Here is a 3,060-nt window from a genome sequence, read left to right as displayed (position 1 = left end):
TTTTACCAGCTCGATTTCGAAATGAGCTTCGTCACGCAAGACGATGTGTTTGCCGCCATCGAACCGGTGCTGGCCGGCGTGTTCGACGAATTTTCCGGCTTTGGCGGCCGTGATCCGTGGGCCGTCACCAAGGGCGCATTTCCGCGCATTCCCTATGCGGAATCGATGCTGAAATACGGCAACGACAAGCCCGATCTGCGCAATCCACTGGTGATCAGCGATGTCGGCGCGCACTTCGTCGGTTCGGGCTTCGGCCTGTTCGCCAAGCTGGTCGAAACCGGCAACGTGGTACGCGCCATCCCGGCGCCCGGCACGGCCGAAAAAAGCCGCAAATTCTTCGACGACATGAACGAATGGGCCAAGGGCGAAGGCTTTGCCGGCCTTGGCTATGTCACCCGCAAGGGCGGCGAGTTCGGCGGCCCCATCGCCAAGAACCACGGCGAAGCCGGCATGCTTGCGCTGTACGACGCACTTGGCCTTGGCCCCGACGATGGCTGTTTCTTTGCTGCCGGCAAGGAAGCTCCGGCTGCCAAGTTGGCGGGCCTCGCGCGCACCCGCATCGGCCAGGAACTGAACATCATCGAGCGACACGCCTATAAATTCTGCTGGATCGTCGATTTCCCGATGTTCGACTATGACGAAGACGCCAAGAAGATCGATTTCAGCCACAACCCGTTCTCAATGCCGCAGGGCGAACTCGAAGCGCTGGAAACCCAGGACCCGCTGACGATTCTGGCGTTTCAGTACGACATCGTCTGCAACGGTGTTGAACTGTCGTCGGGCGCCATCCGCAACCACCGGCCAGACATCATGTACAAGGCGTTCGAAATCGCCGGCTACACCCAGGAACAGGTGGATGCCAATTTCTCCGGCATGATCAACGCCTTCAAGTTCGGTGCGCCGCCGCACGGCGGTTCGGCGCCGGGCGTGGACCGCATGGTGATGCTGATCGCCGACGAGCCCAACATCCGCGAAGTCATCGTGTTCCCGATGACGCAGAAGGCCGAAGACCTGATGATGAACGCACCGGCGCCGGCGACGGCCAAGCAACTGCGTGAGTTGCATCTTCGCATCGTAGACTGAGCTTTCACCTCTCCCCGCCGGGGAGAGGTGATTGGTCTTGCGTCACAGCTTGGGCACGTTAGCCTGCACCGCATGAGCCCGCACAACCTCGCCGATTTCGAAGTCGATCATGATCTGCCGCGCCGCGATTATGAAACCCGGCTGGAAGCCCTGCAACACCGGCTGGAGCTGATCCAGGCCGCCTATATCGTGCAGGGGCTCAAGGGCATCGTGGCCATCGAAGGCTGGGATGCATCGGGCAAGGGCGGGCTGGTGACGCGGATGAACGCCACGCTTGATCCGCGTTTCTCCAAGGTGTGGTCGATCGCGGCGCCGACGCGCGACGAGGCCGCCCACCATTATCTGTGGAGGTTCTGGCAGCGCCTGCCCGGCAACCGCGAAATCGCGGTGTTCGATCGCACCTGGTATGGCCGCGTGCTGGTGGAGCGGGTGGACGGTTTCACGCCCGAACCGCGCTGGCGCGAAGCCTACAAGGAGATCAACGATTTCGAGGCGCTGCTGCTCGCCGATGGCGTGCGGCTGGTGAAAATCTTTCTGCACATCACCCAGGATGAACAGGACAAGCGCCTTGAGGAACGGCTGATTACACCCTGGAAACGCTGGAAAACCGGCAAAGACGATTATCACAATCGCTCCCGCCGCGCCGACTATGTCAGCGCCTATGAGGACATGTTCCGCGCCTGCTCACCGCCCGCTGCGCCGTGGCATGTCGTGGCCGCCGATGACAAGAAATGGGCGCGGGTGCGCAGCCTGGAACTGATCTGCGATGCGCTGGGGGCCGGCGTTGATCTGCGCTGGCCGGAGCCGGATGCAGAGTTGAAGGCGATTGCCGAAAAGGCATTGGGCAAGAAGCTGGATTGAAGGCAACGTCCCCCAGAGAGGTTTCGTCATGCTGAAGCAAGTTCAGCATGACGAGGTTGGTTGTGCCGATGCCTTCCCTTCACCCCGGCGTGGTTTTCCCCAGCCACTCGCTCAGCCGGTTGGGTCCCTTCGTCGTCGCCCGTTCCGGATACAGGGTTTCATACACCACGGCATTTTCCAGCACTCGCTGCACATAATTGCGCGTTTCGGAAAACGGGATGCTTTCGATCCAGTCGATCATGTCGCCGTCTTTGGGATTACCACGGGGGTCACCGTTTTGGGCCACAAAGCGCCGCACATTGCCCGGCCCGGCGTTATACGCCGCCACCGCCAGCGGCGCCGATCCGCCATAGCCGCCGCGCAGCCGCTCGATGAAACCGCTGCCCAGCGTGACGTTCCACACCGGATCTTGCGTCAGCCGGCTGGCCGGGCTGGCGGGCAGGCCCATTTTCTGCGCCTGTTCGGCTGCGGTACCGGGCAGCAGCTGCATCAGGCCAAGCGCGTTGGCGCTGGACCGCGCAGTGCGATCGAACTGGCTTTCCTGCCGGGCAATGGCGTGGATGATGACGAAGCGGCTCATCAGGCTTTCGGGCAACGGCAACACCGGGAACGCGGCTGAAATCATCGCCAGTTCCGCCGTGCCGCGCGCAGCCTTGCCGGCATGCACGCCCGCATCGGGGCGGCCCAACGGCGCCGCGAGCCCGGCCACCAGCCCGGCGCGCGCCGGTGTTTGCGCGGTATCGGCAAGCTGCTTGAGGAAAATCGTCTGCCGGCCGCGATCAACCTCGGCCAACGCAAACACCGCGCGCACCCGCGCTTCGGCGCGAAAATTGCCGGCGGTGTTGGCATCGACAGCGGGCAGCGGCCGGCCAACCAAAGCCAGGGGCAGGCCCAGTCGCTCGCTGGCCAGCTGGCCATAGAAATAATCCGGATGGCGGGCGGCGGCGGTGTAAAACTGCCGCGCTGCATCGCGCTGGCCGGCGGCATCGGCGGCGCGCCCGGCCCAATAATCGCCGCGGGCCTGACTGATCGGCGTTTGCGCCACAGCCCGCGCGGCGCGGAGATGGCCCAGCGCCTGCGCCGGTTGACCCAGCCGCCGCAGCGCCAGCCAGCGCC

3 protein-coding genes are annotated in these 3,060 nt (G+C 63.8%); 2 read left to right on the top strand and 1 reads right to left on the bottom strand.

Features of this window, described 5'->3' with window-relative positions:
- A partial coding sequence (locus tag ACESL8_RS11765; protein WP_372919073.1) for an amino acid--tRNA ligase-related protein occupies window positions 1-1,083 on the top strand: 1,083 nt, incomplete at its 5' end.
- A gap of 72 nt (window positions 1,084-1,155) precedes the next feature.
- Window positions 1,156-1,944: a polyphosphate kinase 2 family protein gene (locus ACESL8_RS11760; protein WP_372919071.1), complete on the top strand. Its 789-nt coding sequence runs from the start codon at window positions 1,156-1,158 to the stop codon at window positions 1,942-1,944.
- A 79-nt stretch (window positions 1,945-2,023) separates the two neighbouring features.
- Here the strand turns inward: ACESL8_RS11760 and ACESL8_RS11755 are convergent.
- The coding region (locus tag ACESL8_RS11755; protein ID WP_372919069.1) for a lytic transglycosylase domain-containing protein at window positions 2,024-3,060 on the bottom strand (1,037 nt) is incomplete at its 5' end.

Origin of the sequence: Sandarakinorhabdus sp. (assembly GCF_041689835.1) — a bacterium.
Classification (GTDB): Bacteria; Pseudomonadota; Alphaproteobacteria; order Sphingomonadales; family Sphingomonadaceae; genus Sandarakinorhabdus.
The sequence above is the reverse complement of the archived record's forward strand: the minus strand, read 5'-3'. Positions and strand labels throughout refer to the sequence as shown.

What these genes read in the sequence shown, in the direction of transcription:
- ACESL8_RS11760 (WP_372919071.1), top strand. Translation starts at nt 1,156, where the DNA reads ATGAGCCCGCACAACCTCGCCGATTTCGAAGTCGATCATGATCTGCCG.